Source organism: Rickettsia endosymbiont of Cantharis rufa (genome assembly GCF_964026445.1).
Taxonomy (GTDB): Bacteria; Pseudomonadota; Alphaproteobacteria; order Rickettsiales; family Rickettsiaceae; genus Rickettsia.
Map to the genome: position 1 here is coordinate 441,330 of NZ_OZ032150.1, position 13,599 is coordinate 454,928.

Consider the following 13,599-nt stretch of genomic DNA (forward strand, 5'->3'; position numbering starts at 1 on the left):
AACGACACAGAAAAAGTAGTAAAGGCGGGATATTCAATTTCAAAACAACAGAGATATCAATGCAAGCAGTGTAATCGATATTTTTAACTGTAATATATTAATAATGCCTCTAAGCCTGGAGTCAAGGCTCAGATAGTAGATATGTCAATCAATGGCTCTGGAGTTAGGGATACAGTAAGAGTATTAAAAGTGGGTATCAATACGGTTATCCGTGTTTTAAAAAAATCTAGCGTTAAAAAAGATAAATCATTCTATCAATACGATAGAAGTAATTATTGCTCCTGAAATAGATGAACAATGGTCTTATGTACAGAATAAATCCAAACAAAGATGGCTTTGGTATTCTTTGGATAAGATTTTGTTAAAAGTAGTTGCTTATACTTTTGGTACAAGATGTGATAGCACATCAGAATCATTACTGAAAAAAACCGGAGGATTTTAAGGTTACTTTTTACTTTACAGATGGATGGGGAAGTTATGCTAGGTTATTAGATCCCAAAAAACACATTGTTAGTAAAAAATATACTCAACGGATAGAACGGGGTAACTTAAATCTTAGAACAAGATGCAAAAGACTGACACGTAAAACAATTTGTTTTTCCAAGTCATTGGATATTCATGATAAAGTCATCGGAACTCTTATTGAACGTATAGCCTTTTAATATCCACGTCTGTAAAATGGAGGTGCGACTTAACATCGCTTCTTTTTTCCTCAATAAAATACTTTACTAAAGTTAAATTTTTATTTCGTATTGAGTCCATTATATCAATATTAAGATGTTCAATTAAATAATCAACTTGTTTATTATTGTTTTTAAGTGCAAATTCCAATGCTTTGTATTTATTTGCTCCATCCAATACAAGGTTACCTATAAGATTTATTTTATTTTAATTTGGATCATCTAAGCTAGCTATAATATTTAATGCTGTTCCGTCTGTAGGATGAGGCGTATCAAAATATTGTTTTAGATACTCTTGAGTTACTATATGTTCTGTTTTAGTAGTTTTCGTGATATTAGTTCCTAGGCGGCTTTTAATCTTAGAGCCTTTTCCCCGGAGCTAAAGAGGATTTTTTTTCATGATAATTTACCTTAAATTAATTTATAGCGTGAGTACTATATAGTAATAAAGGTAAATTATCAATACAAGATATTAACCAAATATAAGTAAATTAACTATTTACTATACTTTCTTAATCTTTAGCTGTGTTTGATGATTCCCTAATTCTAATTCACTAATATGATCAGGAGTAAAATCTTTAGCAAATTCGCCTAAGGTTTGCCCTTTAATGAAGTCGCCGTAAATATTAGTTATTTTTGGCAAATCTATATCAATTAAAATTCTGTCAGTTATAGAGAAATCAGCATCTTTACGAGCTTGTTGTATGAAGCGTACAACGTCTCTTGCGTATCCTTCTTCTATTAACTCAGGTGTTAGCTCTAAATCAAGTATTAACAAACTACTATTATTCTCAAAACTTGCTGCTCCTTTGATATGTGAATATGGCTCTAAAACTAGCTTATATTCATCACTATTTAAAGTCTCGCCGCATATAGCTAAACCGCCAGCGGTAGCTTCCCACTCACCTTTTTTAGAAGCGGCTATAATGTCTTTCATTTTAGCGGGAAGACGTTTACCAAGCATTGGGAAATTAATCGATAATTTTTTGTTTGCATAATTCTCTAAATCATTACGATAAATTACTGCCCTAACATTAATTTCATCTTTAATTAAATCTTCAAAATCTTTAAGTTTATCATTATGTTTACTGATAATAGTTATACTAGCAAGCGGCTGCCTTACTCTGACATTTTCGCTGCTTCGGATAAACAAGCTATTACTGCAAATATCAAGTACGTTATCCATAGTAGCAACCAGCTCATGATTTACCTCAAAGTTTGAGAGATTGGGGTAGTTGCATAGATGGACGCTAGTCTCATCATTGCGAGGCGCTGATAGGGTGTCACCTACGTCATTCCCGCGTAGGCGGGAATCCATCCTATCATACTGAACTTGTTTCAGCATCTGTTTATTAAATTCTGAAACAACCACAGAATGATTTTGTTTTTTTTCTGGATTCCCGCCTACACGGGGATGACATATTTCGGTTTTTACCGTCCCAGTTAACCCCTTATATATCGCTTCCGAAATCATAGGCACTAGTGCAGACATCGCAATAGCCATGGTCTCTAAACATGAATACAGAGTATTATAAGCATTTTGCTTATCTGCATCTTTTTCGCTTTTCCAAAATCTTGCTCGGCTTCGTCTTACATACCAATTATTCAATACTTCAAAAAATTCTGAAACTGCATAATAAGCTGTTTGCGTATCAAAATTATCTAAGCTCTCTTCAATCTTACTTACTGCTATTTTAAGCTTAGATAATATATAAACATCAAGCACGTTTTTAGAGCTAAACTCCTGCTTACCTTTAAGCGAATCGGCATTAGCATACATCGTGAAGAAATGGTAAGTATTCCAAATAGGTTTGATGAATAGGCGAAGCGTATCAAATACCATCTTTCCGTCTTTATCGATTAGCAACTCCTGACCTTTAGCGACGTTTGAAGAGAGTATCGTAACTCTTAAGGCATCCGAGCCGTATTTATCAAATAGTTCTAGCGGATCGGCATAGTTATTAAGACGTTTTGAAAGTTTTTGACCGGTAGCGTCTAAAATTACACCGTGGCATATACAATTTAAAAACGGTGGACGATCAAATAAAGCGGTAGATAGCACCATTAAAGTATAGAACCAACCCCGCGTTTGAGCTGAATACTCAACTATAAAATCAGCCGGAAAATGATCTTCAAACCACTCTTTATTGTCAAAAGGGTAGTGGGCCTGCCCGTATGGCATTGAGCCGCTTTCAAACCAGCAATCAAATACATCTTCGATTCTACGCATTGTTGACTTACCGGTTGGATCATCGGGGTTCGGTCTTGTCAATTCATCGATAAATGGGCGATGTAAATCAGAAACTTTAACACCAAAATCTTTCTCTAATTCCTCTATAGAGCCGTAAACATCTATACGTGGATGTTTTGGATCATCAGACTTCCATACAGGCAGAGGCGTTCCCCAAAATCTATTACGGCTTATCGACCAATCACGGGCATTTTCAAGCCACTTACCGAATAAATTATCTTTAACGTGATGTGGAATCCAATTTATTTGCTGATTTAACTCTATCATTCTATCTTTAAACTGTGTAACCTTTACATACCACGATGGAACGGCCTTATATATAAGAGGCGTATCTGTTCGCCAGCAATGAGGATAATTATGAATATACTGCTCGGTTTTTATCCAATTTCCTTGCTCTTTCAGTTTGATTATTATTTTGTCATTTGCATCGAATACTTGCAAGCCTTCTAAACCAGGAACTTCTTTGGTAAATTTACCGCTATTGTCAACAGGACAAACAAGTTCGATGCCTTTTGATTCGCAAAGTATTTGGTCATCTTCCCCAAAGCCAGGAGCCATGTGAACAACACCTGTGCCGTCACCCTCAACCACGAAATCGCCGGCAAATATCTTGAAGCTGTTTGGATGATCCTTGAAATAGTCGAATAAAGGCTTATAACTCAATCCTTGAAGCTCCGAACCTTTAATTATCTCAAAATTTTCTTCACCGCTAAGCCCTAATTCTTTAGTATATTTAGAGACGGAAGAGATGGCTATTATATAACAAATATTTTCTTTAGGAACTAACGCATAATCAATATCATTGCCTACTGCTAAGGCAAGATTCGACGGTAATGTCCAAGGCGTCGTCGTCCAAGCAAGGATTCGATATTCTTTATAATCACCACCCCCTTTAATGCCATCCCCGCGAAATTCCATGTCATCCCCGCGTAGTCGGGGAACCATTTTTTCCTGGGTTCCCGCTTTTGCGGGAATGACATCGGTTATGTTTTTAGGATGACATAGTACAAAACTCACCGTTACAGCTTTATCTGCCCGCTCACGATAAGAATTATCAAGCCTTGTTTCAAAATTAGAAAGCGGTGTTTCGCATGTCCACGAGTAAGGCATCACCCGCATAGATTCATATAATAGCCCTTTATTATATAGTTCTTTAAATGCCCAAAGAACGGATTCCATGAAATTCTTATCCATCGTTTTATAAGAATTTTTAAAATCCACCCATCTTGCTTGACGTATTACGTATTGCTCCCACTCACCGGCATATTTCATTACTGAAGCTCTGCAATGAGCGTTAAACTTATCTATACCGAAATTAGTTATTGCAAGACGCCCCGAAATGCCAAGTTCTTTCTCTGATTGCATTTCAGCAGGAAGACCGTGACAGTCCCAGCCAAAGCGACGCTCGACTTTCTTACCTTTTATGGTTTGGTATCTAGTATATACGTCTTTAATAAAGCCGGTAAGCAAGTGACCGTAATGCGGCAAACCGTTTGCAAAGGGTGGTCCGTCATAAAAAATAAATTCTGACTCTCCATTCCTATCATCAATAGATTTTTGGAATATATCATTGTCTTGCCAAAATTTTAGAATCTCTCGCTCTAAGCTTGCAAAATCTGCATTTGAGCTAACCTCAGGATAATATTTAGTATTTGTCATTGTTTTAGAAATTATTTTTAAAAATATCTTAATTATATGCAAGAGAGGTAATAATACAAGAATTTTTAAGGTATTTAAGAAAGTAGTAAGATGTATTACAGATTAGACTTCTTGCGTAATTAACCTCTAGCGGTAATTTGTACGTCGGGAAGATAGCCGGACCCTCGCGTAGATTTACTACGTTGCGGTCCTGTGTTTCGTGTCTCCTGCAAATTCCTCACATAAGCTTAATTACGCAAGAAGTCTATTAAAAGATGATGTAGAATTTTGTCTAGCTCAATTCATCTTACTACTAGTTATTACCTATCGTCTCAGCTTCATAAGCCGATAATATTTGTGCTTCATATTCTAAATATTCCCACTCTTCATTTAGATATTTAAACATTACTTCGACCCCAGTATATTTTGTTAAATCGTTAAGGCACTGTGCTTTAGCATCGCTTTCTACTTTATTACTTAAATTTAGTGGAAGCTTTTGTTTTTGCTCTAAATTAATAGTTTTCATAAGAGCTAGAAAATCACAAATTTTAAATATTAAATTCTTTATAGCTATCTTTGTACTACTAATATCTTCATTATATCTCACCTCATTAAATTTTTTTTACTTGAATCTCCTTATATTCAGGTACATTCTTGCATTTAGTAACAGTACGACTTTTTATCGCTTCTTTCTCTATCCGTACTTTTTTATAAATTGGCTCATAGCCTTTAATTTGCCTCATACATACGTTATAATTTAAATGGTTGGATATATAAATTGGTTTTGCTAAAGAAATATCATCATAAGTTTTTAATTTTTTCCTAGATGGAGAAGTATATATTGGCTTCGGCTCGATTTGTTTAGTTTCTTCTATAAACTCTTTTTCTAAATATTGTTGTTCTTCGTTATAGGCGATTTCTTTTAAACCTACATATTTCTTTTCTGTTGTATAAGGATAATATTTGTCATCATTTATCTTCTCCTGAAGATCTAAATTATTTGTATACGTTTTAGCAAGCTCAGAGAAAAGTATCTCTATTGTTTTTGAATTCTTACCGAAATAACTTATAGGGATAGCTTGATTGTTAACTAATGTTCTATCATGTTCTTTATTAGAACATTCTTCTATAACTTGAGTTTTCATATTATGTGAATTATCGAATCAAAACAATATTGTAACTTAATTGTAACGCAAAGTTAGGATAAGAAGTTTATCTTAACTTTGGTAAAATGATAGAGTAAAGCCAACCTAAGTTATCATTTTTCCTTATATCTACGTAAACATTCTAACTATAGGAATATTTGAAGGGTCGAGTAATTTTTTCATCTGTGAGAAAGTTTTTACTATATTCTCTACAGAAGTTTCAATGAATTTATCAGTTTCAATATAATTGTCCGATTCGTCTTGGATATAAAAAAGAATAGATGAAACATAAACTGAGAGCAATAATCCTCTTTTAGTGTAGTAATTAAAATCAAGAGATTTATCGCCGGCATAACGCCAAATAACATCACAACTACGGAATGCAACTTCAGTTCCCTGCATTGGGTTTAATGCAAAATAAGTGGCATTCTTACTATGAATAATAGGAAGCACGGTTTTAACCCTAATCTTTACGACTAAGGATATTTTTTCTCTCATTTTTGCCGGTTCCTCTATCTTGACTAAATTTTCTAGCAGAATATTGTCCAGATAGCTCTCAAAAAATTCTATTATTTCAGATAAACCTTCTGGAAAAACTATTAAAGCATAACCTTTTGCAAAGCCGCATGTTTCCTCTACTTCTTCAAGTAGCTTACTATTCCATTCATTAAACGGTAATAATTCTAATAAAGATTGCACAAAGCTTAATTTTTTGATATAGTGTTCTTCTTGAATGTTCATATTTTTAACCTTGACATTATAACTTATTATATAGATAATATAAGCTGTTGTCCAAATCTATAATATCTTTTAAGGAGAGTAATTTTAGTGATACTAGTAAATGTTCACGCCGGTAATTGTGATAATACGCTTAAGAATTTTAAGAAAAAGCTACAAAGAGAGCTTTATTTTCGTAAGATGAAAGAACAGCGTTATTATGAACCGCCTTCAGCGAAACGAGTTCGTAAAGAGCAAGAAGCAGCGAGAAGAATAAGAAAATTTGCTCGTAAAAAAATGTTTGATGAATAAAATTTCAAACAATTCTATACCAAATTAAAGCTAGAAATATTTATATTTCTAGCTTTTTTTATGCTATAAAGAACTGTTATAGTCATATAAACAGTATCTATGCTTAGTTATCTTAAACAAAATCTACGTTCTTATTTCTCTAGTAGAGTACTAATTCTTACTTTAATAGCGTCTGCCGTTATTTTTGCCTGTGCTACTTTTTATGTAATATCTTTAGAATCGAAGAATTTTAGTACGATTATTGGATTTTTATTGGTTGATTTAGCAATTTTTTTGATTTTAGGTATTTTACTAACTCAAAAATTTTTTACTAAAAATAATAATAACGATAGTTCTAAATTACAAAATCGTATTGTAATTGCCTTCAGTTTAGTTGCTGCTATTCCAACTATAATTGTTTCGGTATCTTCTGTTTATTTTTTTAATCTCAGTGTTCAGGTTTGGTTTGATAAAAAGATTTCTACGGTTCTTGATCAATCCGTAATAGTTGCCGAATCTTATATTGCCGAGCATAAACTACAGCTAAAAGAAACTGCTTTAGCCGTTGCCGAAGATCTAGGCGATATGTATTACGATTTAATTCATAATCCTGTTTTGTTTACTAAAACGCTTAATACCGAAGCGGAGATGCGTTCGCTTGATGAAGCTATAGTTTTAAATAAATCTACCAATACCATAGTAGCTAATAGTTATTTAAGTTTTTCACTATCATTTGCAACTATTCCTGCACATTTAATTAAAAAAGCTAATTTAGGTGAACCGGTGGAAGTAAAATCCGATCCGACAAAAATAAGGATGCTGATTAAATTAAAAGAATATAATGACGTATATTTATTGGTCGGTAGATTAGTAGATAATAAAATTATCGATCATATAGACGCAACTAACGGAGCGGCTGCCGAGTATAATAGTCTTAAAAATGAAATAGATAATATACAAATTAAGTTCTCTATAATGTTTATCTTTATTGCCTTGTTACTTCTTTTTGTAGCTATAATTTTGGGGGTCATATTTACTGCTAAAATAGTAAATCCTATTAAAAAATTAGTTACTGCAACCGACAAAGTTAAAGACGGTGATTTAACGGTACAAGTGTCTGAAAGTGAAGTGGATAAAGACGAAATAGGAACGCTTTATACCGCATTTAATAGAATGATTAAGCAGCTTTCCCGCCAGCAACGTGATTTAGTTATAGCCCAACGGGCGATGGTTTGGTCGGATGTTGCAAAAAAAGTAGCTCATGAGATTAAAAACCCGCTAACTCCTATTTTGCTTGCTTCTGAAAGGCTGCTTAAGAAATTTAGTCCGGAAATAAAAGAAAGAGCGGAATTTGAAAATTATTTGAAAATGATTATTCGCCATACTAACGATATTAAAAATATAGTGTCTGAATTTGTTCTTTTTGCACGTCTTCCTGCTCCTAAATTTACGAAAAGTGAGTTAGTTTATTTAGTTAAACACATCGTTGAAGCACGTAAATTACTTAATGATAATATTTTGTATAAATTTGAATCTAATGTAGATCAGTTTGATTTTATGTGTGATGCTACTCAAATAAATCAAGTTATGATTAATTTATTGAAAAACGCAGAAGAGTCGATAGAAGGGCGAGAAGCCGGAAAAATAGAAGTTACTATAAATGCTAAAGACGATTTTATTAGCGTCATTGTAATAGATAACGGTAAAGGATTCCCGCCTGAGCTAATAGGTAAAGCTACCGAAAGCTATGTAACAACCAGTAGTAAAGGCATGGGGGTAGGACTTGCTATAGTTAAAAGGATAGTTGAGGAGCATTGCGGTGTTTTAGATATTGCAAATAGGGAAGAAGAGGGGGCAATAATCGATATAAAATTTGATTTAAAAGAACTGAATTTAAAGGCTGGGCGTTTGGAAATGTAGTGTTTTACTAGAGAATAATTCTTAAAGAAAATTTAGAATCAACTATTTATCACCTAATGTGAAAACAAATAATAAACAAAGCTGATAAAGTTCTAATAGAACAAAAATGGCTACCGATACTAGCTCCTCATTTGTCGTTTCGTATATCTCGACCTTTAGCTTTAGCTAAACCTTCAAAAAATTATCCTTGGAATTGATCAATATATAAATGCCATTAAAAACCTACAAATTATTCATAATATTGTAGATGAACACATAAATTATGATTGAGATAGGTATTTAAACAGCGGATATATTATAAAGAGCATTAGATGTTAATGGCAAATTTAACTATATTTTAACTGAAGTTTTGCAATGATTATAACCGACGAAAGAAAGATCTAGATTAGATATACAAAACAAAAATAAAAAAATAAAATAATTTCAAAATTGTAGTTGACAGGTCTGATTATATTGCATATAACTACACCTATCCAAAGCGATAAATGAAAAAAAGTCGCAGCTGTTTTTAAAAGTAAATAATTAGATATAGATAGTGACAGTAAACATGTACATATCACAATAGTGATAATTAAACCTGTCAGTTTTTTAAAGTAAAAATAGACAGAATCAAACTTGAGAGTTTGATCCTGGCTCAGAACGAACGCTATCGGTATGCTTAACACATGCAAGTCAAACGGACTAATTGGGGCTTGCTCCAATTAGTTAGTGGCAGACGGGTGAGTAACACGTGGGAATCTTCCCATCAGTACGGAATAACTTTTAGAAATAAAAGCTAATACCGTATATTCTCTACGGAGGAAAGATTTATCGCTGATGGATGAGCCCGCGTCAGATTAGGTAGTTGGTGAGGTAATGGCTCACCAAGCCTACGATCTGTAGCTGGTCTGAGAGGATGATCAGCCACACTGGGACTGAGACACGGCCCAGACTCCTACGGGAGGCAGCAGTGGGGAATATTGGACAATGGGCGAAAGCCTGATCCAGCAATACCGAGTGAGTGATGAAGGCCTTAGGGTTGTAAAGCTCTTTTAGCAAGGAAGATAATGACGTTACTTGCAGAAAAAGCCCCGGCTAACTCCGTGCCAGCAGCCGCGGTAAGACGGAGGGGGCTAGCGTTGTTCGGAATTACTGGGCGTAAAGAGTGCGTAGGCGGTTTAGTAAGTTGGAAGTGAAAGCCCGAGGCTTAACCTCGGAATTGCTTTCAAAACTACTAATCTAGAGTGTAGTAGGGGATGATGGAATTCCTAGTGTAGAGGTGAAATTCTTAGATATTAGGAGGAACACCGGTGGCGAAGGCGGTCATCTGGGCTACAACTGACGCTGATGCACGAAAGCGTGGGGAGCAAACAGGATTAGATACCCTGGTAGTCCACGCCGTAAACGATGAGTGCTAGATATCGGGAGAATCTCTCTCGGTTTCGCAGCTAACGCATTAAGCACTCCGCCTGGGGAGTACGGTCGCAAGATTAAAACTCAAAGGAATTGACGGGGGCTCGCACAAGCGGTGGAGCATGCGGTTTAATTCGATGTTACGCGAAAAACCTTACCAACCCTTGACATGGTGGTCGCGGATCGCAGAGATGCTTTCCTTCAGTTCGGCTGGACCGCACACAGGTGTTGCATGGCTGTCGTCAGCTCGTGTCGTGAGATGTTGGGTTAAGTCCCGCAACGAGCGCAACCCTCATTCTTATTTGCCAGCGGGTAATGCCGGGAACTATAAGAAAACTGCCGGTGATAAGCCGGAGGAAGGTGGGGACGACGTCAAGTCATCATGGCCCTTACGGGTTGGGCTACACGCGTGCTACAATGGTGTTTACAGAGGGAAGCAAGACGGTGACGTGGAGCAAATCCCTAAAAGACATCTCAGTTCGGATTGCTCTCTGCAACTCGAGAGCATGAAGTTGGAATCGCTAGTAATCGCGGATCAGCATGCCGCGGTGAATACGTTCTCGGGCCTTGTACACACTGCCCGTCACGCCATGGGAGTTGGTTTTACCTGAAGGTGGTGAGCTAACGCAAGAGGCAGCCAACCACGGTAAAATTAGCGACTGGGGTGAAGTCGTAACAAGGTAGCCGTAGGGGAACCTGCGGCTGGATTACCTCCTTAAAGACTAAATTAGTATATTACTTATATTTATATAAGTAGTTACTCAGTCCAAACATTTACTGTCACTATCTTTAACTAATCGTTTACTTTTAATTACTAAGCAATTTCTTCTATAGTTCCTAAAAGTCTTCATAACATCTTTTTCAAACCATACAATAAAGCTACTTTTAGCAGTTCTGCTATAGCTATTAATTATCAATAAGATAAAAGTACTAAATAATTAATTTAAAAATATAAAATGAAACTTTATAAACTTGTTACTTTATTAATGAGTACTATAATCTTAAGTGGTTGTGCTACAATTTTTTCCGGTACGATCCAAGATACTCATGTTAAAGTTATAGATACTAAGAATAACGCTGTTTTAGAAAATGTAGTATGTACCGTTACTGATGGAACAGGAGGAAGTTATGTCTTGCCAAATAATCCAGGGATAGTAAAGGTACGGAGAATCTCAGGTGCAGTGTTAATTGATTGTAAAAAAGAAGGATACAAACAACTTAATATTGCTGTTGGAGATAATTTTAATAGTGTAACTCTTATTAATGCGCTGTTTTGGCCAGGGTTTATTGTGGATGCATTAAGTAGATCATATAAAAAATATCCTTCTCATTATTTAGTAGCAATGGAAAATATTACTCCTTGTGAGAAATAAATTTTAGGGCATTGCTAACTAAAGAGAGATGTCATACCGTGGCTTGACCACGGTATCCAGGAAAATAACTTAAAATACTAAATGTTTAGGTATTTTTTAGATCCCATGAATAAATAGCGGGATGACATCGAGCTTTTTATCATTATCTCTCGCTAGTTAGCAATACCAATTTTTGCTTAAAAAACTATTTTTTGAATATAAGATTCAGTCTGTGAAGATTCCTAAAATAATCTAATTATGTTTCTTTGTGGTAGAAATTATAAGGTTTTTTTGAAACATGAATAATTATTCTCTTAAAAACCTTATTAACTTTTGCTAAAAAAATAACTCATATAGTCAATTGATTTAAACTCACCTATTGTACCACTCGTCACTCTCCTACTATTTATAGAGTTTGTGCTCCTCGCTCCTTGTATGCGAATTCAACTGAATTGACTATAAACCTCTTTTTGACTCAATTACTTTTAACGCTTTTTTCACTCTTTGCAATTTATTTTGTTAACAGTTCCATAGCTCTTTTTACTTTACATATTTATCCTAGAGTTATAAATTAATTGCGAATCAACTCTTTATTTAATATCATGATAATATTAAATTCTTACTAGAAAAACTTAAGGATCAAGAGGGCTGGGGGAAAATTATTGCTGCATTGCTTGAGTTAGACATTACTGCCGTAGATAAAAAAGGAGAAAATAATACTTTATATTTAGTAATTTTAGATAGCTTAGGGGGGAATATAGAACTTATAACTTTTTTAATAGCTAATGGAATTAATATTAATCATCTAAATTCTTTAGGTAATACGGCTCTATTATACTCAGTCGCTTCAGACTATTCATCAGTCATAAGAATTTTATTAGAAAACGGTGCGGATATAAATATTAAAAATAATGAAAATATCACACCAGCTATTTTACTTCAAAATGAAATGCGAATAAATCAAATATAATAGTCGGAGGTAAGCCGGAAGAACAAAACATTAATCTATTGGATAATAATGAATGGTACAAGTTCTTTGTTAATAGGCTTCCTGCTTTTACTAATAAAAATAGCTGCAATAAAATATACGAGATTTGTGAACAAACCAAAGTAGAGCAGCTAGGAAAAAATAATGTTCCTGATGACATCTAGCGTTTGCTTTAAATACTGAAGTTTGTTAATCTCTACAAAAATATATTTGAGATTATATGATCACCTCATATTTAAAGGAAAATAATTCTATAGTAAAAACTGAAGAATATATTATTAATGAATCTACATTATGGATTGATTTATTTAATATAACTGATGAAGAAAGAACGCTAATAAAAGCCTCATTAAATATAGAGATACCGACATTAAAGGACATATCTCAAATTGAGATTTCAGAAAGGCTATATACTGAAAATGATGCCCTATATTTAACCATAACTGAACTAGTTAATAAAGAAGCAAAATTTCCGGAAACACATTCTATAGTATTTATTCTGCATAAGAATTATCTAATTACCGTTCGTTATGTAGACTTAATCTCTTTCAATGATTGTATAGCTAAATTTGCCAAACAGTTGACATATAAATATAGTGCAGAGCATGTTTTATTTATGTTGCTTCGTAATATGGTGACTAAATTATCGAATGTTGTACAGTCAGTTAGTATGGATATTGATGATTACGGACGTCTTATATTGGATAATAATATAAATGATTTACGTATAGATCATACCAATGTATTAAAGAAAATAGGTCAAAAAGGTGATTTGCTTTCTAAAAGCCGAGAATGTTTATTTTCTTTAACTATGGCTATTCAATATATTTTAAAATCTCCGCAAATAACTCAAAATAAATCGTCTAAAGACCTATTAGATACTTTATCAAGAGACGTAGACTCAATTATTAATTTTTCGCAGTTTATATCTAGTGAGATTGCTAGAACCTTAGATGCAGCACTAGGTATGATCGCTATTGAGCAAAATAATATTATTAAAATTTTCTCGTTGGTTACTATATTTTTCCTGCCACCTACTTTAATAGCTAGTATTTACGGTATGAATTTTGAAGTAATGCCTGAACTTAAGTCGCCTTACGGTTACCCTATAGCCTTACTTTTAATGCTATTATCTATAATTATACCTTATAAATATTTTAAGAAAAAGAAGTGGTTATAGTCACTTGATTTAAACTTGTGGCCGCACCTCCATTTTACAGATGTG

General features: G+C 34.1%; 11 protein-coding genes, 1 rRNA gene and 1 pseudogene. 9 read left to right on the top strand and 4 right to left on the bottom strand.

Going from position 1 to position 13,599, the window contains the following annotated elements; genetic code table 11:
* Positions 1 to 141 precede the first annotated feature (141 nt).
* From AAGD46_RS08725 to AAGD46_RS08735, 3 genes and pseudogenes are all read left to right on the top strand, one after another.
* Positions 142 to 285: an IS1-like element transposase gene (locus AAGD46_RS08725; protein WP_341786690.1), complete on the top strand. Its 144-nt coding sequence runs from the start codon at positions 142 to 144 to the stop codon at positions 283 to 285.
* 1 nt (position 286) lies between these two features.
* Complete coding sequence (locus AAGD46_RS08730) at positions 287 to 442, top strand: IS1 family transposase (protein WP_410525963.1); 156 nt, start codon at positions 287 to 289, stop codon at positions 440 to 442.
* Positions 443 to 497: 55 nt separating this feature from the next.
* Positions 498 to 593 (top strand): annotated as a pseudogene (locus AAGD46_RS08735) (IS1 family transposase); the annotation flags it as partial.
* 589 nt (positions 594 to 1,182) lie between these two features.
* Here the strand turns inward: AAGD46_RS08735 and ileS are convergent.
* The 4 genes from ileS to AAGD46_RS02480 form a co-directional block, all read right to left on the bottom strand.
* Positions 1,183 to 4,590 carry an isoleucine--tRNA ligase gene (gene ileS, locus AAGD46_RS02465; RefSeq protein WP_341787631.1) on the bottom strand — a complete coding sequence of 1,136 codons (3,408 nt, stop codon included), beginning with the start codon at positions 4,588 to 4,590 and terminating at the stop codon, positions 1,183 to 1,185.
* 292 nt (positions 4,591 to 4,882) lie between these two features.
* On the bottom strand, positions 4,883 to 5,176 hold the full coding sequence (locus AAGD46_RS02470; RefSeq protein ID WP_341787632.1) for a hypothetical protein: 294 nt from the start codon (positions 5,174 to 5,176) through the stop codon (positions 4,883 to 4,885).
* 4 nt (positions 5,177 to 5,180) lie between these two features.
* Positions 5,181 to 5,714: a hypothetical protein gene (locus tag AAGD46_RS02475; protein WP_341787633.1), complete on the bottom strand. Its 534-nt coding sequence runs from the start codon at positions 5,712 to 5,714 to the stop codon at positions 5,181 to 5,183.
* Positions 5,715 to 5,843: 129 nt separating this feature from the next.
* On the bottom strand, positions 5,844 to 6,455 hold the full coding sequence (locus tag AAGD46_RS02480; RefSeq protein ID WP_341787634.1) for a COQ9 family protein: 612 nt from the start codon (positions 6,453 to 6,455) through the stop codon (positions 5,844 to 5,846).
* 87 nt (positions 6,456 to 6,542) lie between these two features.
* Between AAGD46_RS02480 and rpsU the strand changes: the two genes are divergently transcribed.
* The 6 genes from rpsU (at position 6,543) to AAGD46_RS02510 (ending at position 13,554) form a co-directional block, all read left to right on the top strand.
* Entirely contained in the window at positions 6,543 to 6,743 is a 201-nt protein-coding gene (gene rpsU / locus AAGD46_RS02485; RefSeq protein WP_341787635.1) for a 30S ribosomal protein S21, read from the top strand.
* Positions 6,744 to 6,842: 99 nt separating this feature from the next.
* Positions 6,843 to 8,642: a PAS domain-containing sensor histidine kinase gene (locus AAGD46_RS02490; RefSeq protein ID WP_341787636.1), complete on the top strand. Its 1,800-nt coding sequence runs from the start codon at positions 6,843 to 6,845 to the stop codon at positions 8,640 to 8,642.
* A gap of 611 nt (positions 8,643 to 9,253) precedes the next feature.
* Positions 9,254 to 10,752, top strand: a 16S ribosomal RNA gene (locus tag AAGD46_RS02495).
* A 238-nt stretch (positions 10,753 to 10,990) separates the two neighbouring features.
* Positions 10,991 to 11,407: a hypothetical protein gene (locus AAGD46_RS02500; protein ID WP_341787637.1), complete on the top strand. Its 417-nt coding sequence runs from the start codon at positions 10,991 to 10,993 to the stop codon at positions 11,405 to 11,407.
* A 649-nt stretch (positions 11,408 to 12,056) separates the two neighbouring features.
* Positions 12,057 to 12,356: an ankyrin repeat domain-containing protein gene (locus AAGD46_RS02505; RefSeq protein ID WP_341787638.1), complete on the top strand. Its 300-nt coding sequence runs from the start codon at positions 12,057 to 12,059 to the stop codon at positions 12,354 to 12,356.
* 238 nt (positions 12,357 to 12,594) lie between these two features.
* A complete protein-coding gene (locus AAGD46_RS02510) occupies positions 12,595 to 13,554 on the top strand; it encodes a magnesium transporter CorA family protein (RefSeq protein ID WP_341787639.1) in 960 nt (319 codons plus the stop codon).
* Positions 13,555 to 13,599 lie beyond the last annotated feature (45 nt).